This window comes from Pseudomonas sp. LBUM1660 (genome assembly GCF_059695935.1).
Map to the genome: position 1 here is coordinate 40,493 of NZ_CP166796.1, position 20,947 is coordinate 61,439.

The 20,947-nt window shown below is 54.2% G+C and carries 21 protein-coding genes and 2 pseudogenes; 10 read left to right on the forward strand and 13 right to left on the reverse strand.

Going from position 1 to position 20,947, the window contains the following annotated elements:
• Window positions 1-335 precede the first annotated feature (335 nt).
• The gene (locus ACA068_RS29960; RefSeq protein ID WP_497310798.1) at window positions 336-3,101 is read right to left on the reverse strand and encodes a hypothetical protein; all 2,766 of its coding nucleotides are present in this window, start codon (window positions 3,099-3,101) and stop codon (window positions 336-338) included.
• A 1,259-nt stretch (window positions 3,102-4,360) separates the two neighbouring features.
• A complete protein-coding gene (locus ACA068_RS29965; protein ID WP_497310714.1) occupies window positions 4,361-5,338 on the reverse strand; it encodes an IS5 family transposase in 978 nt (325 codons plus the stop codon).
• Between the two features lie 448 nt (window positions 5,339-5,786).
• Here ACA068_RS29965 and ACA068_RS29970 point away from each other — a divergent pair, with 448 nt between their 5' ends.
• The 3 genes from ACA068_RS29970 (at window position 5,787) to ACA068_RS29980 (ending at window position 7,403) form a co-directional block, all read left to right on the forward strand.
• Window positions 5,787-6,098, forward strand: coding sequence for an addiction module antidote protein (locus tag ACA068_RS29970; RefSeq protein ID WP_497310799.1), 312 nt, complete (start codon window positions 5,787-5,789; stop codon window positions 6,096-6,098).
• Window positions 6,095-6,304 carry a hypothetical protein gene (locus tag ACA068_RS29975; protein ID WP_497310800.1) on the forward strand — a complete coding sequence of 70 codons (210 nt, stop codon included), beginning with the start codon at window positions 6,095-6,097 and terminating at the stop codon, window positions 6,302-6,304. The genes ACA068_RS29970 and ACA068_RS29975 overlap by 4 nt, the downstream gene beginning before the upstream one ends.
• Window positions 6,305-6,425: 121 nt before the next feature.
• A complete protein-coding gene (locus ACA068_RS29980; protein ID WP_497310801.1) occupies window positions 6,426-7,403 on the forward strand; it encodes an IS5 family transposase in 978 nt (325 codons plus the stop codon).
• A gap of 921 nt (window positions 7,404-8,324) precedes the next feature.
• On the opposite strand, the pseudogene ACA068_RS29985 reads toward ACA068_RS29980, so the two are convergent.
• Window positions 8,325-8,552 (reverse strand): annotated as a pseudogene (locus ACA068_RS29985) (integrase core domain-containing protein); the annotation flags it as partial.
• 131 nt (window positions 8,553-8,683) lie between these two features.
• Here ACA068_RS29985 and tnpB point away from each other — a divergent pair.
• Window positions 8,684-9,067 carry an IS66 family insertion sequence element accessory protein TnpB gene (gene tnpB, locus ACA068_RS29990; RefSeq protein WP_497310802.1) on the forward strand — a complete coding sequence of 128 codons (384 nt, stop codon included), beginning with the start codon at window positions 8,684-8,686 and terminating at the stop codon, window positions 9,065-9,067.
• Here tnpB and ACA068_RS29995 read toward each other — a convergent pair.
• A protein-coding gene (locus ACA068_RS29995; RefSeq protein ID WP_497310712.1) for an IS3 family transposase occupies window positions 8,955-10,507 on the reverse strand; the annotation gives its coding sequence in 2 pieces (ribosomal slippage) (window positions 8,955-10,045 and window positions 10,045-10,507; 1,554 coding nt in all). The two genes, tnpB and ACA068_RS29995, sit on opposite strands and share 113 nt — an antisense overlap.
• A 404-nt stretch (window positions 10,508-10,911) precedes the next feature.
• Between ACA068_RS29995 and istA the strand changes: the two are divergent.
• Both istA and ACA068_RS30005 read left to right on the forward strand, forming a co-directional pair.
• Window positions 10,912-11,792, forward strand: a pseudogene (istA, locus tag ACA068_RS30000) (IS21 family transposase); the annotation flags it as partial.
• 95 nt (window positions 11,793-11,887) lie between these two features.
• Complete coding sequence (locus ACA068_RS30005; RefSeq protein WP_497310803.1) at window positions 11,888-12,115, forward strand: hypothetical protein; 228 nt, start codon at window positions 11,888-11,890, stop codon at window positions 12,113-12,115.
• 757 nt (window positions 12,116-12,872) lie between these two features.
• Here ACA068_RS30005 and ACA068_RS30010 read toward each other — a convergent pair.
• The 6 genes from ACA068_RS30010 to ACA068_RS30035 form a co-directional block, all read right to left on the reverse strand.
• A complete protein-coding gene (locus ACA068_RS30010; protein ID WP_497310804.1) occupies window positions 12,873-13,727 on the reverse strand; it encodes a hypothetical protein in 855 nt (284 codons plus the stop codon).
• 100 nt (window positions 13,728-13,827) lie between these two features.
• Window positions 13,828-14,040: a DUF2726 domain-containing protein gene (locus ACA068_RS30015; RefSeq protein ID WP_497310805.1), complete on the reverse strand. Its 213-nt coding sequence runs from the start codon at window positions 14,038-14,040 to the stop codon at window positions 13,828-13,830.
• A gap of 23 nt (window positions 14,041-14,063) precedes the next feature.
• The gene (locus ACA068_RS30020; RefSeq protein WP_497310806.1) at window positions 14,064-14,312 is read right to left on the reverse strand and encodes a DUF2726 domain-containing protein; all 249 of its coding nucleotides are present in this window, start codon (window positions 14,310-14,312) and stop codon (window positions 14,064-14,066) included.
• A gap of 109 nt (window positions 14,313-14,421) precedes the next feature.
• Window positions 14,422-14,604 carry a hypothetical protein gene (locus ACA068_RS30025; protein ID WP_497310807.1) on the reverse strand — a complete coding sequence of 61 codons (183 nt, stop codon included), beginning with the start codon at window positions 14,602-14,604 and terminating at the stop codon, window positions 14,422-14,424.
• Window positions 14,605-14,639: 35 nt separating this feature from the next.
• The gene (locus ACA068_RS30030) at window positions 14,640-14,828 is read right to left on the reverse strand and encodes a hypothetical protein (RefSeq protein WP_497310808.1); all 189 of its coding nucleotides are present in this window, start codon (window positions 14,826-14,828) and stop codon (window positions 14,640-14,642) included.
• Window positions 14,801-15,550, reverse strand: coding sequence for a 3'-5' exonuclease (locus ACA068_RS30035; RefSeq protein ID WP_497310859.1), 750 nt, complete (start codon window positions 15,548-15,550; stop codon window positions 14,801-14,803). Before ACA068_RS30035 ends, ACA068_RS30030 begins: the two co-directional genes overlap by 28 nt.
• Window positions 15,551-16,228: 678 nt before the next feature.
• Between ACA068_RS30035 and ACA068_RS30040 the strand changes: the two genes are divergently transcribed.
• The 4 genes from ACA068_RS30040 (at window position 16,229) to ACA068_RS30055 (ending at window position 18,966) form a co-directional block, all read left to right on the forward strand.
• Window positions 16,229-16,648: a hypothetical protein gene (locus tag ACA068_RS30040; protein WP_497310809.1), complete on the forward strand. Its 420-nt coding sequence runs from the start codon at window positions 16,229-16,231 to the stop codon at window positions 16,646-16,648.
• Between the two features lie 368 nt (window positions 16,649-17,016).
• Window positions 17,017-17,322: a hypothetical protein gene (locus tag ACA068_RS30045; protein WP_497310810.1), complete on the forward strand. Its 306-nt coding sequence runs from the start codon at window positions 17,017-17,019 to the stop codon at window positions 17,320-17,322.
• A 172-nt stretch (window positions 17,323-17,494) separates the two neighbouring features.
• Window positions 17,495-17,779, forward strand: coding sequence for a hypothetical protein (locus ACA068_RS30050; protein WP_497310811.1), 285 nt, complete (start codon window positions 17,495-17,497; stop codon window positions 17,777-17,779).
• A gap of 26 nt (window positions 17,780-17,805) precedes the next feature.
• A complete protein-coding gene (locus tag ACA068_RS30055) occupies window positions 17,806-18,966 on the forward strand; it encodes a hypothetical protein (RefSeq protein WP_497310812.1) in 1,161 nt (386 codons plus the stop codon).
• Between the two features lie 33 nt (window positions 18,967-18,999).
• On the opposite strand, the gene ACA068_RS30060 is transcribed toward ACA068_RS30055, so the two are convergent.
• The 3 genes from ACA068_RS30060 to ACA068_RS30070 all read right to left on the reverse strand — a co-directional run bounded on the left by ACA068_RS30060 (window position 19,000) and on the right by ACA068_RS30070 (window position 20,864).
• Window positions 19,000-20,331: an IS4 family transposase gene (locus ACA068_RS30060; protein WP_497310737.1), complete on the reverse strand. Its 1,332-nt coding sequence runs from the start codon at window positions 20,329-20,331 to the stop codon at window positions 19,000-19,002.
• A 56-nt stretch (window positions 20,332-20,387) separates the two neighbouring features.
• On the reverse strand, window positions 20,388-20,549 hold the full coding sequence (locus tag ACA068_RS30065; protein WP_497310813.1) for a hypothetical protein: 162 nt from the start codon (window positions 20,547-20,549) through the stop codon (window positions 20,388-20,390).
• A 105-nt stretch (window positions 20,550-20,654) separates the two neighbouring features.
• The gene (locus ACA068_RS30070; protein ID WP_497310814.1) at window positions 20,655-20,864 is read right to left on the reverse strand and encodes a transposase; all 210 of its coding nucleotides are present in this window, start codon (window positions 20,862-20,864) and stop codon (window positions 20,655-20,657) included.
• Window positions 20,865-20,947: the final 83 nt, after the last annotated feature.

The window sequence follows — 20,947 nt, forward strand, 5'->3', positions numbered from 1 at the left end:
TTGAGGTGCTGTGAGATACGTTGTCATTGGCTTCGAACTTTTCTAAAACCAAAGGCTCAATGATCCCGGAGTCCATCTGCTATTTTGATAGAATAGTGGATTTGGTTGGTGGACACTTTCTTTAATAGGTGCATCGGCGAAGGACATCTGTTTCATCGGGGCTCAACCGTTCGGTTCGTGTGAGGTGCGTACTTCACCAAATTTGGAAGTCTTTTTCAGAGTTTCCTTAGCTAAACGGCCTGAGTGCTGTTGAATACAGAAGTCAGGCCGCATAGGTATGGCATGTAATCGTCCAGCTTTTTGGGTCAGTTCATTATTAGGTGGACACCATCACCCTAAACCCTTGAAGGAAGACTACTGAGCATATTTTCAGCCAGTGTAGTCAGCGCCTTGAAGGAAGACTCTTGTTTTTTCAGTTGCGCTAGCGCGTACAGGGTGCGTGCGGTTCGTCCATTGCCATCACCATAAGGGTGGTAACGGACGATGGCGGCAAAGAGTGCCTCACCCATATCCACCTGACCGGCCTGTACCTTGATTTTGATCGCATCCAGAGCTTTTTCAAAACCGACGCGGGCGATATCCGACCCCATGAACAGCGGGTCGCTGCTTGAGCGGAACACCCGCTCTACTTGCCCTGCTGTTGGCTGGTATACCGCACTGTGCAAGCGATCGATGGTGTCGATATGCAATAGATCTGCCTGGCGATTCTGTGAAAGCGCATTCTTAATGCGTCCTTGTAATTCGGTGATCGACCCTGGGTCGGCGGCGGAGCGGCTATTGCTCGTTATCCAGTTCGCGGCAACTTGTTCAGGGTCGCCTAACAAGGTTTGGCGTGGTACAACGGGAGGAGAATCCAGGAGTCCACGGATGTGACCATTCACCTCGCTCAAACGAACCAGGTCTGACTGCAACCGCCGCTGAACCTGAGCTTGTTCGAGGGCAAGGTCACCCCAGGCGAAGCGGTTCCTTACCGAACCCAACGAATCCAATAACAAATTCTGGCGTATCGAGTGCTCGACCGCACCGGGAGAGCTCAAACGTGCCAAATTGCGGGCAGGTTCGCTGTCCTTCATGCTGTCAACCAACAATTCGATTTTGGTTCCATCGGCCAGTTTGGGCCAGGTCACTTTGCGCAATGCCGAAGGAATGAGCGTGTGTTTTGCTAACTTGGTCTGCCGATAGAGGGCAAGGGCTTCGGTAAAGCCCCGCGAGGTCAAGGGAACTCCGTTAGCAATAGCCCCCAATCCACTCAATACGCCGGCAAAGATAGCTTCATCGCGGAAGGCTGCGGCATCTTCCGGCCTGTCGGCTATGTGCGCCTGTGTCAGGCTAGCAGCGATATAAGCACCATCCACGGCCAGGCTGGCCATGAACAGCCCAATGCGGCTCAATAGGGTCCCCGTTCCGGGAATGGCGGTATTCAAAGCAATCGCAACAACCGTCAGAATTGTCTTGGCCACCTCCAGTAAGTACCCGGTCGTTCGCTCCCAAGAACTGAACACCAAGTAATCAATGTCCGAATCCAGGCGGTTCATCAGGCCATCATAGAGTTTATTGGCCAGATCGCCTTGGCTTTGGCTTGGGCTTGAAATAAAAGAAAAAGGACGGGTCAAGTACACCGATGGCGGCACGGCCATCAGGTCTGATGTCTCAGTAGTCCTGAATATTGAAAGCGGACTGTCTTTATATTCTTGCGCAGTAACACTGGGTAATTTGGCAAGAAGCCACTCCTTAAATGCAGTGGTCTCAGGAAAATCAGAGACTGATTCGGTCACCCACTCCCCGATCCCCCTATAAGTAAATTCCCGGCTAGTCACATGGAAAAAACCGGGTTGATCCACACTGAAAAGCACACCGCCCGCATAGCCGGAACGTATCAAGAATGCCCCGTTCAGCTTAGTCCCCTTAAAGGACACTTCATGGGCCTGGATATTTCCGGCTAGAAACGCCTGCACAGCTTGTCGATATGCGGCGTCTCTGTTTGGGCCATCCAGATACTCCAGACTGCGCAGCTTTATCATGTTCTGATAAATCTGCGTCATCCCGGTTCGGTTGGCGGGATTATTGCCGTACGTCGACAAAGCGCGTTCCATTACGGTTTGCAGATTTTCCTGCATCAGCGCATTGATTAGTCCACTCGGCTCAAAAGTGGTTAGGGGATACGAGTACTGACGGCCGAGCGAATCCCTCGCTTGCTTGAAAGCATACAAATAGTGTCCCGTAACGACGTCCCGGAGCGGAACATCGACGGTGAGGCTGCTCGGCGCGGGGATGTTGTAGGGCAGCGTATTGGGGTCGTAGGGGCCGGGACGGTAAATCACATTTACAACGCTGTCTGGCACCAATCGAGTGGTCGTGCCGCTTTGTTGGTCATAGCGTTGAATCCCTGCCTTGATGTAATTATCAACAAACACCGCGGGATCCAGAATAGGACTGAAAAGCATTTCGAGCTGTTGCAAGGTATGCTCTGCAGAACGCTCTATGCTGGCCTGCCGCGGATTGGTTTGCGGCCCAGTTTCCACCTCGACTTCTTTAGGCTCCGTGGGTTGTTGCGGTGTGTGAACGGCCTCTTTGTATTGGCTGACTCTGATTTGCCCGTAAACATCGGACAGCTCGTCCGCAATGCCCCACAGCCCATCCAGCAGCGGACGGTAAGTTTGGGCCGAGGCGAAGTCCAGTCCGCTTATAAAGACAGACACATACTCAATGGTTTTGAGGAGTCGTTCGACATTTATTTCTGCTGACGGCCTTCCCTGTACGCCTCTTACCGCCTCCGAATTACTCGCATTCGTAAAGATTTCAGAGACAATGGAACTGTTAGTAAACCCTGTTTCTTGAAGAAGACTAGTAATACGCTGCGGGATCGAGCCACTGCCGTTCTGAATGCTTCTTTTGGCCCTGTTTGTTTTTTGTTCGTCAGACGTTGATCCATCTATAGCGACCGTGGCTTCCTGCTCCAGCGACGAATTCTCCACTACGGCCCGATCACCGGATAGCAGAGTACTCAAATGCTCCGGAGCACCTACTTCATCACTCCTAAAATCAGCTGAAGATGTAAGCGGGGGAACACTGTATATTTTAGACGGTTTTTTTTTGCTCATTTCGTTAGATCTCCACAAAACATTTCTGATATTTAACTGTATTTTTTAAGTCGCGTTGCTCATCAACAAAGACTCAATCAATCTCAACCCCCGTTTCTGGGCGAGTTATCTTCTAGCACTTGAACATATGGCGAATACTAAGCGCTTATTTGAATTAACTGGTAGCGTTGCACGACGCGTACAACGTCACCAGAAAGTCATTAAAGACTTAAACTGACGCTTCCTGGGGTCGCATAAGAGAACGCACTGTCAGCAATAACATTGACGCAAAATTCGTGAGATCGGAAGAGCTAAATCAGACAGTCGTCCAGGGAGCGGTTATCGCCCATCCAATGGACGACGGGTTTGGACATTGATAACATAATAGGTGGATAAGATCGCAAGGACCAAGAGCCTTGACTAGACGGAAGGTACAACGGACTAATGTTTACGCAATCGCGTGCTAATACACGGTCGCTCGTTTTGTGAAGCATCGGGTCGGTAGCACCGAGGTAATCCCAACCAATTTCGTCGCGCCGAAGGCCTATTACGCAGGAGTTAGTATAGCCTAGGCCCCACTTCACACGATTTAGCGAAGATCCGATTTGCGTGCGGCGGATTTTGTAAAATTAGATTTCATCTGCTGCCTCGGAACGAATGCGCAGACCGTGACAGTCAGCTTCTGGAATAACACTGGCCTTCAGTCCTCATACGACTCAGGCATTTAAGACTGTTCGCGCAAGCACGCGTAAAGCAAAAGGATGCCAAGCGAATATGTTTATAGTCATTTACTGCCACTTAAAATGGCTTAGATAAATTAGTTATTTCAGCGTATAACTAACAAATTAGATTCATAATAATTTCGCCTATCATCTTCATCCGTTCGAAACCTATTCGTGAGTACAGCGTGAGACTTATTGGAGCGGGGTGTCAATGCACTGTGCTTGCAGGGGATATTCGGCGCAGTCGCTCACCGCAACCTGGCAGATGCGATCTGCCCTTGCTGGTTTACTTGAGTGTCAACTATTTATAGGCTAGATTGAGATCGGTCTGTGGCGCCTTTCGAACTACGTAAAGGTCTGAAACAGTCCAATACCAATACTTTGCCGGGCGTACCCCCCCCCGCGAACAATTAGGGAAGGTCTGAAGTACCCACGGATTTTTGATGCCCTCACTACTTGATGCTCAAAAAATCATAAGCCGGTCGAAAATCAGACCTTCTTGTCCTTAATTCACGGTTCTTTCCTCTAATCGCGCTGTTTCAGGGCGATTAACCCGCATTACAGACGCACCTCGCCCATGCCCATCAACCGTTTTCGCACCATCCACAAGTTCGACAAAGCGAACAACGTTGTCTGCTGCGCGATATTTTTCGACAAGCCACGAAAGCGCACTTTCGTATAACCAAACTGGCGCTTGATCACGCGAAACGGGGGCTCAACCTTGGCCCGCACCTGCGCTTTCGCGTATTCGATCTTGCATCGCATGCGCCCGATCAGACTCTTTTTTGCGTGCTTTTTATAGCTGCTTGGCCGGGCGGCAATCGACCAGATCATCTGGCGACCCTGATGTTCGGGACGCTTGTCTACACCGGTGTAACCGGCATCGCCAGAGACGTACGTTTCATCACCATGGAGCAACTGATCGACTTGAGTCATGTCCGCCACATTGGCCGCCGTGCCCACCAGGCTATGCACCAAACCCGTCTCGGCATCGACACCGATATGCGCTTTCATTCCGAAGAAATATTGATTTTCTTTCTTGGTCTGGTGCATTTCGGGATCGCGTTTGCCGTCCTTGTTCTTGGTCGAACTGGGCGCATGAATGATCGTGGCATCGAGGATGGTGCCCTGGCGTAACAGCAAGCCGCGATCGCCCAGATAGCCATTGATGACCTGCAAAATCCCGCCGGCCAGCTCATGTTTTTCCAACAGATGGCGGAAATTGAGGATCGTGGTTTCATCGGGAATTCGATCCAGATGCAGCCCCGAAAACTGGCGCAGAATCGTGGTCTCGTAAAGTGCTTCTTCCATCGCCGGATCGCTGTAACCGAACCAGCTCTGCATCAGATGAACCCGCAACATGGACAGCAACGGATACGCCGGACGACCGCCTTCACCCTTTGGATAATGCGGCTCGATCAAGGTAATCAAACCCTTCCAGGGCACGACCTGATCCATCTCGATCAGGAAACGCTCGCGGCGGGTCTGCTTACGTTTGCCGGCATACTCGGCATCGGCGAAGGACATCTGTTTCATCGGGGCTCAACCGTTGGGTTCGTGTGAGGCGCGTATTTCACCAAATTTGGAAGTCTTTTTCGGAGTTTCCTTAGGAGAAACGCGATGGCATTGCTTGTCGTCGATGCGCGCCTTCCTGGTTGGATGCATGTTGCACCAACTGATTTTGAATCGCAGATGCCGTCGTGTTTGCCTATAGCAATAACCTCTTGCGGGCTATCCCATGGCGATAGTGTTCATTCGGCGGGTGTACTCGCTGAAGTTTTATGGTCATAAGAGTTTCTCATTAGAAGGTTAGAAATGATGCCGAATGGGTTCAGCTTTTACATTTACTGAAATAGTTCCATTTATGTTGAAAAATAGCGACGGAAGGTCTAGTGTTTTATTATGCGCATCCCCGCCGACTCTGGCCCGAGACGCTTCTCCCGCTGGGCGGACATGCGGATGCGCTTGACCTCTGGAGGTCACTATGCGCGACACAAAATCGAATGGCCTTGATGTTGTCGGGCAATGGCGAGCAAAAAAGGAACTGGCGCTGTATCTGCAAAACTGTATGCGCGAGAATGATCCTGGTCTTCTGGCTGCCGCATTGGGTGCTGAGGCTCGCACCGAAGGACTTACTAAGCTCTCCCGAGAAACCGGCATTCGGCGAACAACGCTGTACAGGTTGCTTGCCACTGACGCAGACCCAAGTTTTTCTACCATTCTCAAAGTGGCTCGCGCTCTCGGCGTAACGCTTTACTTTGAGGCTGCGCCGACTGGGGGAGAGGTGATCAGATGAATGCCAGTAACTCACCACTAGCGGTTGACCAGGTTATACCGAAAAAGCGGAAGAAGCCTGTGCGTGAAGGCGATGAATCCGAGTCCATGCGCGAATCGGTGATCGAGCCTGAATGGTTCGATGCGCTTGATGCCAGAGAGTTGCTCAACTCAATGACACGGAAGGTGCGCATCGGTCCTCCCGCCAAACCGCTTACACGGTTATGAGAAGCAATGGGGGGTGGTTGTGCTGCGCATTGATCGAGGGTGGCCCGTTAGGGAAACTCTGAAAAAGACTTCCAAATTTGGTGAAATACGCACCTCACACGAACCCAACGGTTGAGCCCCAATGAAACAGATGTCCTTCGCCGATGCCGAGTATGCCGGCAAACGTAAGCAGACCCGCCGCGAGCGTTTCCTGATCGAGATGGATCAGGTCGTGCCCTGGAAGGGTTTGATTACCTTGATCGAGCCGCATTATCCAAAGGGTGAAGGCGGTCGTCCGGCGTATCCGTTGCTGTCCATGTTGCGGGTTCATCTGATGCAGAACTGGTTCGGTTACAGCGATCCGGCGATGGAAGAAGCACTTTACGAGACCACGATTCTGCGCCAGTTTTCGGGGCTGCATCTGGATCGAATTTCCGATGAAACCACGATCCTCAATTTCCGCCATCTGTTGGAAAAACATGAGCTGGCCGGCGGGATTTTGCAGGTCATCAATGGCTATCTGGGCGATCGCGGCTTGCTGTTACGCCAGGGCACCATCCTCGATGCCACGATCATTCATGCGCCCAGTTCGACCAAGAACAAGGACGGCAAACGCGATCCCGAAATGCACCAGACCAAGAAAGAAAATCAATATTTCTTCGGAATGAAAGCGCATATCGGTGTCGATGCCGAGACGGGTTTGGTGCATAGCCTGGTGGGCACGGCGGCCAATGTGGCGGACATGACTCAAGTCGATCAGTTGCTCCATGGTGATGAAACGTACGTCTCTGGCGATGCCGGTTACACCGGTGTAGACAAGCGTCCCGAACATCAGGGTCGCCAGATGATCTGGTCGATTGCCGCCCGGCCAAGCAGCTATAAAAAGCACGCAAAAAAGAGTCTGATCGGGCGCATGCGATGCAAGATCGAATACGCGAAAGCGCAGGTGCGGGCCAAGGTTGAGCCTCCGTTTCGCGTGATCAAGCGCCAGTTTGGTTATACGAAAGTGCGCTTTCGTGGCTTGTCGAAAAATATCGCGCAGCAGACAACGTTGTTCGCTTTGTCGAACTTGTGGATGGTGCGAAAACGGTTGATGGGCATGGGCGAGGTGCGTCTGTAATGCGGGTTAATCGCCCTGAAACAGCGCGATTAGAGGAAAGAACCGTGAATTAAGGACAAGAAGGTCTGATTTTCGACCGGCTTATGATTTTTTGAGCATCAAGTAGTGAGGGCATCAAAAATCCGCGGGTACTTCAGACCTTTCTTGGACGCCATGAATCGGCGCGACATTGTCAATCAGATAACCTGAGATGGGCGCGCGAGTTAGGTTGCCGTTTAAACACTTTGTTTTTTATCGTTTTTGAGGCAGTCGGCAAAAAAACAGGGATTGCCCAACATTCTGCCGGAGGATGACTACACTATTTAAAGATATTCGCTATCGGAGCAAGAGCATGAACAGAAATGTTTTCTCTGTAAGCTTGGCGCTACTTCTTTGCATTGCTGGAGTTAATGCCGCCGAAACAGAATCCGCTCGGGGCAGCATCCAGTTTTCTGGCCGAATCGTAGAGGACTCGTGCATAGCAACCACAAACACTGGCGTTTCAGGTCCAGCCGCGGGAATAACGCTCGATAAATGCCCCCGCTCAGCCCAAAGAAACATTGTCAGCGTAAAAAGTATACCTATGGCAAATCAAAATAACTCGCGGCACGAATCGAGGCATAGTGTCAAGCTAGTTGTTGACAATATAAACCTCAACAAACAGTACATTTCTAGGTATATCTTAATAGATGATTCAGGCAAGCGAGTAAATTCTGGCATCTACCTAGTCACTCTGGCATTTCCATAGTGAGAAATTAGCACTCAATAATTTTCGCGAACAGCACACGGCAGATTAAATTTCGCCGGATTGCCTTACATGCGTTATTCCGACAGCATGGTGGGCCAGCGCTACTCTCAACTTGCCTAATGCTCAGATTACTAAGTCACGCCGCCATTAACTGCAGGATAGTTCTTAAGGCGCAATAAAACGCCAATATCTCTTTAAATTGCGGTCTCTGCGAAGCGCCTAAATTCCCGCGGTGTGCGGTATTTTAGCGCGCTGTGCAGATGCCCCTCATTGTAATACCCAAAGGCAATCGCCAGGTGGCGTAGCGCTTGCTGGCCAGGCCTGGGCATGCGCGCGACGTTGTGGTGCTTGATCGTTTTGGCAAAGCTTTCCGCCATGCTGTTGCGTTATGGGCTGTGCACCGACGCAGTTACCGGCCGAAGCCGTTCTGCCGGGCAAACTGAAACACCTGCTTGGCATGTAGTCCGTAAGCGCGCCATAAAGCCCACATTCCAAGCCGAAATCTAATGACTGATGCTGTACTCCCGATTTCTTTCAGGAGCCAGCCGCCATAATGCGTCCCGACGGCAAAGTCGAAAAAGTGTACCTCTACCCCAAGCCCGTGGACTTTCGAAAACCCATCAACGGCCTCAGCGCTCTGGTTGAGTTGGATATCAAAGTCGCGGTGTTCGACCCCGTGCTTTTCGTTTTTCTCAACAAGAACCGTAATCGGATCAAGGTGCTGTATTGGGAGCGCAACGGCTTCTGTCTTTGGCTCAAACGCCTGGAGGCCGAGCGTTTCAAAACCGGCGTTTTTCAAGGTAGTTGTCGCGTCAACCGTCTAACTATGCCGCTCTTTTCTCAACCTGTTGCTCTCGATCCGGGTTCAACAACACGGTTCCGATCGGCTCCCAGTTACGTGTTCGACCCGACCACCGTTCCGGCTTTTTCTCTTTAGCTCGTTCGTACAGCTCATGTCGCCGGGCCAGGACCTGATGGTCCAGTCCTCGATGCCGCTCAGCCGGTGTGACGAAGCGGATACGGCTATGCCGGTGTTCGTTGTTGTACCAACGCATGAAATCCCTCACCCAAGCTCGTGCGGCGTCCAAACTGGCAAAGCCGTCCTGCGGCCATTGCGGGCAGTATTTCAGCGTTCTAAACAACGACTCCGAGTACGGATTATCGTTGCTCACCCGCGGTCGGCCCCGCGAGGGCGTGATTCCCAGTTCGTACATCTTGCTCAACAGCGTCACCGACTTCATCGGCGCGCCGTTGTCCGAGTGCAGCACCAGCGGCTCGCGTAAACACTGCTCGCCGATCACGCTGCGTTGCAGCAACGCGGCGGCTTTCTCGCCGCTTTCCGCGTCGTAGACTTCCCAGCCCACGGCCTTGCGGCTGTAAATATCCTCGATCAGGTAGAGGTAGTAATACTGGCCGCGTATCGGCGACGGCAGATACGTGATGTCCCACGACCACACCTGATTGGGCCCTTTGGCCGCATGCGTCGTCGGTGCGGCGTACCGCCTGGGGCGCTGACTACGGCCTCGATGTTGCTGTTGACCCGCCGCCCGCAAGACCCGATAAAACGTCGCCTCCGACGCCAGATAGCGCCCTTGATCGGCCAGGCGCGGCACGATCTGGCTCGGCGGCAGATGAGCGTACTCCGGGCTGTTGCACAGCGTCACAAGGGTCTGTCGCTCCGCCTCGTTCAGTGCATTTCGCGGCGTTGACCGTGTGACAGTCGTTCGGGCATCGGCCTGGATAACGTCTGTTTCAGTCCACCGTTGCAAGGTCCGCAGCGATAGACCGATTTCCCGGCAGGCCCTGATTTTTCTGGCTCCCGCCGCGACCGCTTCGCTCAGCCAGTCAACCAGTAAGTGCCGTTCTGGCAAAGACGTCAGTTGTCCTCGTTGTCGGTCCCCCAGTAGTCGTTGAGCTTTTTCCGCAGCACCAATAACGCGGCTGTTTCAGCCAGCGCCTTGTCTTTGCGGCGCAGTTCGCGCTCAAGTTCCTGGATGCGTTTCTTATCTTTACGAGACTGTTCGCGGTCTTCTATTTGCTGGGCTTTTTCCGACTTCTGGCCAGCGATAAACGCTTGTCGCCAGGCCGTGATCTGCTCGGGGTAAAGGCCTTTGCGGCGGCAATATTCGCCCAAGTCGATCTCGGACAAACCGGCGGCTTCAAGCACGACAGCAAACTTGGTTTCGGCTGACCAGTTCTCGGTCAACGGCTTGTTTTCGGACACTGCATTTCCTTCAGAACTGAGCTGCTTGCGCCAGTTGGACAAAGACATTTCGCTGACCCCTTCGCGCCGGGAAACCTCGGCCATCGACAGGTTCAGCGGGGGAAGCAGCATCTTAAGTAATGCGGCTCTGCGTTCAGGTGAATAGTACGGCACGACCAGTCTCTTTCCGCCCCCGATATGCTTTTTCAGGAAAAACCGGAGAGGCGACAACTATCCTGACACCGGGGGAAACCTCGCCCGATATGACCGAGGAGGTCATTGTGCTGACGGTTCAGGAACTGAACTTGGGGATTCCATGCGCACTTGGACACCCAGTCCACGAACACTTGGACAGCGATTCCACGCTGACTTGGACACTCATTCCACGAGCACTTGGACACCCAGTCCACGAACACTTGGACAGCGATTCCACGCTGACTTGGACACTCATTCCACGAGCACTTGGACAGTGATCTCTCACTGATCCGACCCAAGCTCAGGCAGGCAGCAACCGCAGGATTATTCACTACCATCGACCTCTTTTCTCGAAGCGAAAGGTCGTCGTGGAGCGTATATCCATGCGTAAAATCCGAGAGGTACTACGCCTAAAGTTCGACGCCGGCCTGTCCGTGCGTAAAATTGCTACCAGCCTGCGCATTAGCAGCGGCAGTGCCGGCAATTACCTGCACCGCTTCAACGCTTGCGGGCTGACTTGGCCCACGCAGTTGCCGGACGCCGAACTGGAGCGATGTCTATTCCGCCAGCGCCGACGGTTCCCAGCGATCAACGTCCGATGCCGGACTGGGCTCATGTCCATGCCGAGTTACGTCGCCCCGGCGTCACCTTGGCCCTGCTCTGGCAAGAGTATCGGCTCACCCATCCGCAAGGCTTCCAGTACAGCTGGTTCTGCGAGCACTACCGCCTCTGGGCTGCCAAGGTCGACGTGGTCATGCGCCAGGAACACCGTGCCGGAGAAAAGCTGTTTGTCGATTACGCCGGCCAGACCGTGCCGGTCATTGATCGGCGAACCGGCGAGATCCGCCAGACGCAGATCTTCGTCGCCGTCCTCGGCGCGTCCAGCTACACCTTCGCCGAGGCCACCTGGTCGCAGAAACTGCCCGACTGGCTGGGCTCGCACGTACGCTGCTTCGCCTTTCTCGGCGGTACATCGCAGATCCTGGTACCGGACAATCTGCGCAGCGGCGTCACCAAGGCGCATCGCTACGAGCCGGATATCAACCCCAGTTACCGCGATCTCGCCGAGCATTACGGCGTAGCCGTGCTGCCCGCGCGCTCGCGTAAACCCAAGGACAAAGCCAAGGTTGAAGTCGGCGTACAGGTAGTCGAGCGGTGGATCCTGGCGGTGCTGCGCAACCGCCAGTTCTTCTCCTTGGGCGAACTCAACACAGCCATCGCGCTGCTGCTGGATAGCCTCAATCAGAAGCCCTTCAAGAAGCTAGCCATTACACCTTGCGCCCCCGGGGTTTTGACTGGGAAGGTAGTCAAGGCCCTGTCCCTGAAGCCCTCAAGGCCATGCGCAAGAGCTATCGAGCTATGACGCCACTGCAACAAATGATGGTTCTGACAATCCTGCACTTGTATCACCAGGGCAAGGACAAAGACTTTTTGATCGGTGCCCCCAGTGTCAGAGTAGTTGCCGTCGGGATACATCGCCCGGCCGACCCCACCCAACAGGATCTCGACCTCGGTGGTGAAGGGAAAATCGCCAGCCTGGTCCGGGCGGAAATGGTTCGCTGCTGTCATGCGGTAACTCCTGTTTAGCGGTTGACTTGACGAACGACACGGAACGTTCATCGGTTAATTGGTAAATCGTTTCGGACGGCCGGGGCTCGCCGGCCCCGCATCCGCCGGCGGGGTTCAAATGTGCCATCGTTAGTGATAGCCCTTTAAATCCACCAAACCCCTTGAATACAGGGGGTTTGCTCAAATCCAGATGTGCCATCGTTAGTTTTCGGTGGTTCGGATAGATCTTTTGGTCAAGTCAGCGCTTGTTATTGCGCCATCACCAGGGATGCTCGCCATCGGGGGAAACATGGGCTTATGGCTGAACCAGAACTCTGCATACCCCGGCTCCGAAAGGTCGCGTATCCAGGGATTGGTTCCGAGACGCTGACTGACCTTTCGTAGAACCAACGTAAATTGGCACCAATTTTCTGAGGAAACTTTTACCCGAACCCCGGACAACACGGCCTTCGGCCGCATATCGACACTCAGAAGCCACGGCATTGCCCAGCACCTCGTCGAACCATTCCTCGTGCATTCCTTGGGCCGCTGCAACACCAACACCCCAAAACCGATCTGGGTCTTCAGTCAGATCTTCAAACCAAATGGCCAGGTCCCGGTACACGGTCGGCGATACCGCTCTTCCCTGATCGGTGCTGCTGATCCTGGGTCCTCCGCCGCCGGGCAAACCTCTACCGTTTCAGGGAGGAAAATCTCGGCCAACCGCCGTAAAAACGAAAAAGAGTACATTTGTACTACACCCGAGAAAAAGAGCCTTGGCCACGCCAAAGCTGGATTACAGAAATACGGATGGAGCGGCCTGTGCCGACTTCTCTGCGGTCTGGGCGCCCTTCCGAGCTGGTTTCTTGCCGCGCCCCGGGCTGTTGAAGCTCACACCGTACAACTCGCACAAGCTGGCAAGGTGCTCACCGTTCAAGAGGCGGTGGGTCTGACTCAGACGCAGCAAGATTGCCTTGGGGGGGCGCCGATGAGCTTTGGCCAATGCCGCGACATCAGCGCAATCCTGATACGCCGCTACAAGCCGCTGGTCCTCGTCGTCCGTCCACTTGCTCCCCTGCGCAGTTGCCTCTGCTGCCACCTCTGCTGCCGCCGGTGATTCCGCTGGTAGCGGCGCTGGTGCTCGTGGGGGTATCCCTGCTTCTGGCACCGATGGCAGCTCGGCGTCGATCACGGTCGAGAGCATGGCGAGCCACCGGGTACGGTCAGAATCCCGCGCATGGTGAAAGTTCACGCTGCCGATGATCGCCATGGGATTCACATTCAGCGCAGTGGCGACCTGCCAGGCGTGGTAGTTGTCGAGTAGGTCCTTGCCGGTGCGCCAGCGTGAAAACTGGGTTGGGCTCACGCCCAGGAACTCCGCCGCCGTCACATCGCCGTGGAACCCTTTGGCCTGCTTGAGCTGATCCAACCAGCCCGCCGCCGACTTGACCAACTTCACGTTCGGGCTACCGGTGTCGTTGGCGAACGGCGTGCAGCGCTTCGAGCGCGGGGACAATGCGGCGGCCAAACGCAAGTTGGCGGTCAGCTGCACCCGGTCATCATCACACTCGCGACCGGTCTCATCGAGCCCGGCGGACAGGTTGACCAGAATGCCGATCGAGCGGTTTGTCAGAGCCTCGTTGCTTGCCATTTCTCCTACCTCCTCGGTACAGGTATCGCCATTACGCCAAGGCGTGACATACGCGGGCAGGCCGGTGACACGAATGCCCCGGCCCTCCTCTGTCGCGGCTCTACAGCTTCAGGTCCTTGCGGATCTGGGTCGCCGCCGGCATGTTCTTGTAGCGGATCACCGCCACCCCCACCGCCTTCATGAGATCGTCGCGACGACGATCCTTGGAGCGGGCTTTGAAGTTGTTGTGAGTCGAGTCGTCGACCTCCACCAACGCCACTGGCTTGAGCTTCTTGTCGCACAGCAAAAAATCGCACCGGTTGTGGGCGACCACATGCCGGGCGTGGTTCTTGTCGGTCAGCGCGTGGCCTTCACCTTGATGAACGCCCCGAACACCACCTGGGGAGCAATGACCAGGTCATCGCGCACCGCTTCCTTGAGCCGCCAGAAAAATTCCTGCTCCCGCTCGGTCAGCAGCGGGATGCACTGGTAGTGCTTGGTCGAGTACTTCTTGCGGTTGCCCAGCTTGAAATACACGAAGACCGCTACTGCGCAGGCCACCACCACGATTGCGGTGTTGCCCCCAAAAACGTCTGCAAGTGCCATCTTAGCTCCTTTTATTAAATCTATACACGTACTAATACGTGTCATTGGCAGAATCTGTCGAATGGTTCGCCTGTGTGATTGGTCAAGTTAGAATTACATTTTGCAGCGGTTACAGCGTCCGGCTCATGACAAAGCCTGTTCCTGTTCGGTTCAGCACGGCGCGGGCTTCGGAGATTCCGCCTCGCACCTGACTGAAGATTTCGAACATCATCGGGTCAATCGAGACAGAGGTCCGCTTCGATTTCCCGCCGACTTCGCGCCTGTACACGATGCGTATGAAGTCATCCGCCATGGTAGCCTCCATCACCGATCAGTGAGCGACGCATATCAGGCCGCCTCCAACTGGATGTTGGTGACCAGGCGTTGTGTGACCGCCTCGCAGTCGAGGAACAGCACCGCCGAAAGCCGGCCGCAACGCACCATCGTGGCCACAGCATCGGCGACCTCGGCCACCGAACCGCCCAGGGCGCCCGCCAGACCGGCCGCCGTCAGCAGACCCTGACGCAGAATAGCCAATTCAATGCGCGACTCCAGTTCATCACCGTCGAACAAGAGCGCCGCATCCGGGCCCACCAGCTCGGCCACGTTGGCGAAGGCGCCCACGCCGTACTCAACCGCGGCGAACGCACCCTCTGGTTCACCCTCAACAACCAGAGCAGCCCCCCACTTTGTTTGGTGCTGTTCGAAGCCGCTAAAGCCGCAGTACGGACTCGGCCGGCGGTTTCGCAGTAGCGCACGATCGCCAGAATTTGCTCATTCAGCTCAATGGCCGACTTCGCCCGGGTCAATGCCACGTACAGCAGGTGCAGTTCCTGACGCAGCTCAGGGGTATCCAGCACCAGCGGCAGGCCGCCGTCGGTGATCAGGTTGTGGAAGTCGCTGAGCAGTACCAGCTGCGGGAATTCCAATCCCTTGGAGCGGTGGGCAGTCAGCAGCGCAACGTCGGCGTCCTCGATCTTGCTGACGCAGGCGGCCTTGATCTGGCTGACCAGCGACGGGATCTGATCGCCGTACTGCTTGGCGACGCTGATCAGGGAGTGGATCTCTTTGTCGTCGGTATCCTGGGCGTACGCCTCCAACTGGGCGAACGAAGCAAAGGCACTGATAGAGGATCGCGCAGTTGAGCGCCGGTGTTGGCACGCAGATGGTGTACCTCCAGCCCCGGGACCACTGACGCAGACGGAGCAGATCCGACCACACCAGCACGGCCCACTCCACCGCCTTGGGTTTGTCGGTATCGCCGATCATCGACGGCACGTGCGCAGGTAGGATCTCGCCGTCGGCGAGCGTGCTCGATCAACAGGGCGGTCTTGCCGGTAGCGGTTCAGGACTTTTGGAATCGACTGCAAACCGGTAAGTGGGGAACAGATGAGTGGACCGCGGCAGCCGCGGCTTGGTTATCTGCAAACCACAACATGCAACTCGCCCAGGAGCGCGAAGAAGCAGCACGGGCGTTGCTTGTGTCTCTAATGCCGAAAGGGTTGAAGCGTCATGAAGCAAATGGCGTTTCCGTATCCTTTAGCTCTAGAAAGGGGAATGTTGACTGGCGGAAACTCTTTGCCGATCACGGGATAACAATGACAGAGGATCAACTCAATCAATACAGAAGGGCTACCTCGGACAGCGTAACCATTCGAGATCTAAACGGAACACCACTGAGCAGCAACTCGGCGCACATCCGAACCGTAAACGCAGCAATGTCGAACCAAATGGTCGCGGTACCAGCGTTACCAAACCCATCTGCCCATGACGTACCGGTCGTACTCGACACAGGCCGGGAGTTCATTTTCTAAAGACCCACGCCCCCCATTTTTTTGGGGGCTTTTTTTTGCGCGTTGCCCAGGTACCCGCCGACGAAATCCTTAGGTTCACCTGTAAACCATCCCCAAGAACTAGGACTATCAATTGGAGCTGGTATGCGCAAATTCAAACTCTCGACAAGTCAATTCGTTTGCTTGGCTTTAGCTGCCATCGGTTTAACGTTGGCGGTGCTTGGCGGTCGGACTTACCTGTGGATCTTGATTCCTATCAGCATTGGAATTTGTATGCCTTTTAACTCACTGTTGAATACGGGGCGTTTCACGTATTTTCCGCCATTAAAAAGCATCGAAGTTTCAACCCAAAAGGATAAGCAAACAACTTTTCCAACTAAGGCCGAAAGAGCACACAAAACATCTGATACCAAACAGAAAGAATACAATCTACGAGATATTCCCTATCCACCTAAGCGAAAAGGTGACCAGCCGATTACAAACCTCCCATATGGGAATGGACTGAGCCCACAGAAACCAGTAACAAAGGTTTCCAGCTCGCTGGTGTGCCTTACTGAGCCCTAAGCCATCAACTCAACCTGGTGCCCGCAGCCCAGAGCCACCAATAGGTGCAACGCTTCAGCTTTTCCCCAACGCCGACACCCCGACTACACAAGTTCCTGAAGACATCTTTGTGCAGCAGGACTGCATTTTCCTGTGAACCGCTCCACAAACCGTCGCCATTTTTTGGCGACGGTTTTTTTATCGTATATCTTTTAGTTGTACCCCAGCCTTAATAAGTTATATTCAAAATTTGGTCTGCAAAAAACATATACCAATTTTCGCACGCATTAAAGTGTAAGAAATCAGTAACATTTTGGGCGCTGTATTATTGACCGCATGTTTAACAGTTACCTATAATTTCATTCGTGGATCCAACCTAACGGAATTCGATGGATATTATGGTTACTGATATGTCATATGGCTTTGACAAGAATAACGGCGCAACGGAAATTGGGCTTACCTCGCTTGGCTGTCTTTCCGTCGACGGAACGCCCCGCTGCCCCAGGTACCTAAATGATTGCGATGTCGCCTGCGCAACGACGTGCATGGTTACCGCTATGACTGATTTCCCTGAAACCAAAGCGGAAATCCTGCTGGCAGGAATCCTGATTGCTTCCACTCATGTCTCATCGCTGGTAGAGATGCATGGTGCCTTGTCCAGTTTCGAAAACGTGATCCAGGCCACCTGCATCTAGCGCCTGTCACGACCCTACCTTCTAGTTTAAACATCCACGCGCAGCACAGAAATAGCGTTTCTAATCTCATAAGGCTTCTACTTACGCGTTATGGATTCGATTGACGCAATCTGTCACGTACGTATAATCAATTTCAGCAGCCCACAGTGGTCGCTACCAGAGGTAATGCTTCATGAACCACGAATACACCCCAATCGAGATTGGCCTGGATGCTCTCGGTGTTGTGCTTGATCAGAACCCGGTTAACGAAGCCAGGGTCGATGGATGTCAACTGACAAGCCAGGTGCAGGAGGTAAATGAGCGCATTGAACATTCCATGCTTAAGTACCCAGAGATCAGAACTGAGATCCTGGCAGCAGGCATGAAAGTCCTCCTTGAGATGTCCAGTTCCTTGGAGCATTTCAAAGAGGTTGTTCTCCTCCGTCTGGATCGAACTGTGGACAACGTGGCTGCGTAGGCTTTTTTGAATCAACGAGCCCCTCTATGGCAGCAGAACAAGCAAAAGCTCCGGAGTTGGAACTGAATCCGGCGCAAGATAGAAACACCAGCGATATACCTGACTCCCTCCTGAGCCCCTCCGGGAAAAAGTCGTCATTCGAAAAACTGTGCGAAAAGTACATTTCGAATGGCGATCGCTCCTCTCTCCTCGTCAATCGAATCGCCTACGCGATGAATCAAGACGAGCGTGTTCGCAAAATCTGCCGCGTAAAAGCAAAACAGAACGGCTGTGACCTCAACGATTTGGATGAGGTCTTGCAACGCGTTATGGAGGTGTTCTTACTGTCCATGTTGCCTAAGACTATCGACACCGATGCTGTCTACGCTGTCGTTTATGCAGTGGCCAACAATGTGACCCGTGAGGTTTTGCGAGACCGCCAAAAGCTGGTCGCGAACCATTCCTCCATTGAGGACATGCAGGAACGAGGTGAGGAGATAGGTCAATCGACTCTGGTGGATCAAGAAGAAATCGATCACGATCGTGAAATAGACACTCAAACTGCCACAAAGCGGATGGCAGCGGCACTTCAACGGGTGATAAGCGGAGAACAGACAGTGGCAGATTCCGGCGTATTCCAGATGGAACAAGACCCCCTAGTGCGTCTTGTACTGCAAAAACCAGACACCACCGATGACGATATTGAAACACCGGCATCGATGACCCAGCGCAATTCGCAGACTCCAGCAGGGGAAAAGAAGGCACGCGGTCGTACCGAGTTGTCTGTCGACCAGCAAGAATTGGTCGACATCGGCAACAAGCTCGGCCTTCGTAACCAGGACTACGCTTTTGCACTGGGCATTGGCCTCCCTCGGCTTTCCTCCTACATCTACGGTCGAACAGCTTCGGTACCAGACGACGTAATGAGCAAGGCCCGAGCACTGTTTGCAGAAGAACCGCTTCGCGTCGAGCGGTTGAAGCGATTCAACCGGCCAATGAGCCAGATTTTCAAGGAATGGGAACAACGCCTCAATCCCAAGAATGATGAAGATCTCGCCACTATGTTAGGCGTGACCAAAATGACGATCTACCGCTGGCGCAATGACGAAACTAAACCTGACCCTACGGCACTGGCCAGGTACGAACAGTGGATCGATGAATACGAGAAGCGGTTTTCCCACATGCTCGAGCAGCGGTTAGCCAAGTAACCCTAAACCCCCGCCTCAGTAGCGTAATGCTGTTCACTTAAGCGGAGCAGCCTTACGGTCCACTGGAAACCGGGTCTTTGAGATCTTCACCGTCCTTGGCCTCGAAGGCCTGGGACGGTGATCCAGAAACAATCCCCCGATACCTGCCCTCAGCTCTGCCAAACGTCTTCCTGTCGCTGAAACTGGGTTGGCTGCGGCCATCACAATCAGTTGCACAGCGATGTACTGACAAGCTGGTTTGAAACGGATGTCCGATGGTGCTCGGCCAAACGCCACCGCCGCCTGACTGGCCTCTCGACGAATCACGTTGTAAGCCAGCAAAAGCCACCACACTTCCTGATAGATCAGCTCGACTTTTTTGCTGCGCAAGGTCATTGCGTTCTGCTGCATCGAACTCTTGATGTCCCTGAAACCCAACTCGATCTCCCAGCGCTCCTGATAAAGCTTGGCAACGGCCTTGGTGTTGTAGGTCTTGGCCGGCAAGGACGTCATGACGGTCTTTACTTTGCCTTGGACTTCATAGCTGACCTCGCGTGCCTCCCAGTGCGATGGAAGAGCCGGATTTCGCTTTCTGGCCTGCGGCGAGACTTTCATGCGCACCAAACGGTCGTGCTGGCTGTAACGGGCCACTTCCTCACAGACCATCCCTTTTTTGGCCGGGATCAACCAATGACGGTTGATGCCCGCACTGCTCAGGCTCGACAGCAGCTCGGCGCCCCAGAACCCTTTGTCGAACAGCGTCACCGAGTGGTCGGGAATCTGCTGCAAAAACTCGTCGGCCAAGCGTATTTCACTTCGTCGGTAAGGGCTCAATTGAGCATCCAGGATCACGTGCGAACGCACATTCATCAGCGCCACCAGGCGCAACATCGGAAACGGCGTCTGGCGGTCGTTCGGCGTGTTTCCCGACCCGAAGTGATCGCGGAGTTCGGGCGTATCCGGAGAGCGCAAAAGTGCACCGTCCACCGCGAATACCTGCAGGTCATGCCAGGCATCATCGTCGTAGCGCTCCGCGCCCCATTGGGTTCCGGCTTTGCGGAATAGCCACTCAACAGGATCGGCACCGAGCCGCTTTCGCGCCTCGGTTACACCACTGCGGGCCAACAAGTGATCAGAGGCCAGGCCTTGGGCGCAGATGTTCAAGCGTCTGGCCACCTCGTGAACCGGCTCGTCACGAAACAACGCCATGCCGAGCACCAGCCAAAGCACTTGGTCAGCGGGCAGGCGACGTCGGCGAATGGTTGCCTGACTCGACAGATCCAGCGAAGTCGCTACCCATTCAATGGGAATGTTTTGGGTGAAAGTGCTCAGGTCGCAGAAGTTGAAAAGGTCGCCGAGGTCGAGCAGGTCCTGTTGAGCAGACATAAAAAATCCGATGCCAGAGGTCTGGCATCGGATTTTCGGATAAGCCCGGCTTTGACTCAAATGCTTAAGTGAACAGCATTACTGGGGGGGAGGGACAGATAAGCACAGTGCGGCTTCGCCGCACCGAACACCGCAATCACCCTGGCTAACGCGGTCTCGGTGCCTGCGCGCATGTCCATCGGCTCGGTGGCGAGCCAGATGGAATCGATGCGGATCATTGAGCGAGCCCACGGATGAAGCGGGCGCACCCTTCGGGATCGGAAGTTGGCCACTTTACTGTGAGCGTTTGCTGGCCAAGTGGTAATTCAATAACCACCGACGCTTCAGCCACTCGTTTTGCTTCGACTTTCAAAGGAATGAAAGCTGGCAAGGGTGGCCGCCTGCTGATCGCGGTAAAGCGGTAGCCACCGGCGAACGACATTCGCGTTGATACCATGCCTCATCGCAATAGCCGCCACGGAAACACCGGGCAGCTCGCACTCTTGGACGACTTGGGTTTTGAAGGATTTCGGGTAGGACTTACGTTGGCGCATGGCGATCCTGGCGTTAAGGGTAATTGCGTCCGCTTAAAAATACGCGGACACAATCGCCCTTATCGGCCGGGCTCGGAAGGTGT

Coding starts and splice junctions, on each gene's coding strand:
- ACA068_RS29980 (WP_497310801.1), top strand. CDS start 6,426: ATGAAACAGATGTCCTTCGCCGATGCCGAGTATGCCGGCAAACGTAAG.
- tnpB (WP_497310802.1), top strand. CDS start 8,684: ATGCGTCCCGACGGCAAAGTCGAAAAAGTGTACCTCTACCCCAAGCCC.
- ACA068_RS29975 (WP_497310800.1), top strand. CDS start 6,095: ATGAATGCCAGTAACTCACCACTAGCGGTTGACCAGGTTATACCGAAA.
- ACA068_RS30045 (WP_497310810.1), top strand. CDS start 17,017: ATGGATATTATGGTTACTGATATGTCATATGGCTTTGACAAGAATAAC.
- ACA068_RS30055 (WP_497310812.1), top strand. CDS start 17,806: ATGGCAGCAGAACAAGCAAAAGCTCCGGAGTTGGAACTGAATCCGGCG.
- ACA068_RS30020 (WP_497310806.1), bottom strand. CDS start 14,312: ATGGCACTTGCAGACGTTTTTGGGGGCAACACCGCAATCGTGGTGGTG.
- ACA068_RS29970 (WP_497310799.1), top strand. CDS start 5,787: ATGCGCGACACAAAATCGAATGGCCTTGATGTTGTCGGGCAATGGCGA.
- ACA068_RS30025 (WP_497310807.1), bottom strand. CDS start 14,604: ATGGCGGATGACTTCATACGCATCGTGTACAGGCGCGAAGTCGGCGGG.
- ACA068_RS30060 (WP_497310737.1), bottom strand. CDS start 20,331: ATGTCTGCTCAACAGGACCTGCTCGACCTCGGCGACCTTTTCAACTTC.
- ACA068_RS30065 (WP_497310813.1), bottom strand. CDS start 20,549: ATGATCCGCATCGATTCCATCTGGCTCGCCACCGAGCCGATGGACATG.
- ACA068_RS30005 (WP_497310803.1), top strand. CDS start 11,888: ATGACGCCACTGCAACAAATGATGGTTCTGACAATCCTGCACTTGTAT.
- ACA068_RS29965 (WP_497310714.1), bottom strand. CDS start 5,338: ATGAAACAGATGTCCTTCGCCGATGCCGAGTATGCCGGCAAACGTAAG.
- ACA068_RS30050 (WP_497310811.1), top strand. CDS start 17,495: ATGAACCACGAATACACCCCAATCGAGATTGGCCTGGATGCTCTCGGT.
- ACA068_RS30010 (WP_497310804.1), bottom strand. CDS start 13,727: ATGGCAAGCAACGAGGCTCTGACAAACCGCTCGATCGGCATTCTGGTC.
- ACA068_RS29960 (WP_497310798.1), bottom strand. CDS start 3,101: ATGAGCAAAAAAAAACCGTCTAAAATATACAGTGTTCCCCCGCTTACA.
- ACA068_RS30040 (WP_497310809.1), top strand. CDS start 16,229: ATGCGCAAATTCAAACTCTCGACAAGTCAATTCGTTTGCTTGGCTTTA.
- ACA068_RS30070 (WP_497310814.1), bottom strand. CDS start 20,864: ATGCGCCAACGTAAGTCCTACCCGAAATCCTTCAAAACCCAAGTCGTC.